The sequence below is a fragment of the Nitrobacter sp. 62-23 genome (genome assembly GCF_001897285.1).
Taxonomy (GTDB): Bacteria; Pseudomonadota; Alphaproteobacteria; order Rhizobiales; family Xanthobacteraceae; genus Nitrobacter.
This window is the reverse complement of record NZ_MKSM01000124.1, coordinates 1-659: the sequence shown is the minus strand read 5'-3', so window position 1 is coordinate 659 and position 659 is coordinate 1. Positions and strand designations below refer to the sequence as shown.

General features: G+C 65.1%; 2 protein-coding genes. Both read right to left on the bottom strand.

Features of this window, described 5'->3' with window-relative positions; translation table 11 throughout:
- Positions 1-65: 65 nt before the first annotated feature.
- Positions 66-380, bottom strand: coding sequence for a 50S ribosomal protein L24 (gene rplX, locus BGO16_RS14490; protein WP_292619523.1), 315 nt, complete (start codon positions 378-380; stop codon positions 66-68).
- Positions 380-659, bottom strand: a 280-nt coding sequence (gene rplN / locus BGO16_RS14485) for a 50S ribosomal protein L14 (RefSeq protein ID WP_292619521.1), incomplete at its 5' end; no start/stop codon positions are given. The genes rplX and rplN, both read right to left, overlap by 1 nt.

Here is a 659-nt window from a genome sequence, read left to right as displayed (position 1 = left end):
GCTCGGTCAGCCGGGCGCGGATGCTCTTGTCATACTCCGCGCGCAGGCGCGGCACGTAAGCCGTCTCAGCCATCGATCTCCGCTCCCGAACGCTTGGCGACACGCACCTTGGTGCCGTCGGCCTGAATCTTGAAACCGACGCGGGTCGGCTTGCCGTCCTTGCCGACGATCGCGATCTTGGACAGGTGGACCGGCGCCTCTTTCGAGATGATGCCGCCCTCCCGGTTCTGGGTCTGCTTCTGGTGGCGCTTCACCATGTTGACGCCGCGCACCAGCGCCCTGCTCTCCGCGGGACGCACCTCGAACACCTCGCCGGTGCGACCCTTGTCGCGGCCCGACAGGACGATAACCTTGTCGCCTTTCCGGATCTTGGCAGCCATCACAGCACCTCCGGCGCCAGCGAAATGATCTTCATATGGTTCTTGGCGCGCAACTCGCGCGGCACCGGTCCGAAAATACGGGTGCCGACCGGCTCGGACTGATTGTTGATCAGCACGGCGGCGTTGCGGTCGAAACGGATCACCGAGCCGTCCGCGCGGCGGATGTCCTTGGCCACCCGCACGACCACCGCCTTCATGACGTCGCCCTTCTTCACCTTCCCGCGCGGGATGGCTTCCTTGATCGACACGACGATGATGTCGCCCACCGTTGCATAGCGG

Excerpts from the sequence above, each read along its gene's own strand:
- rplX (WP_292619523.1), bottom strand. The coding sequence starts at position 380 with ATGGCTGCCAAGATCCGGAAAGGCGACAAGGTTATCGTCCTGTCGGGC.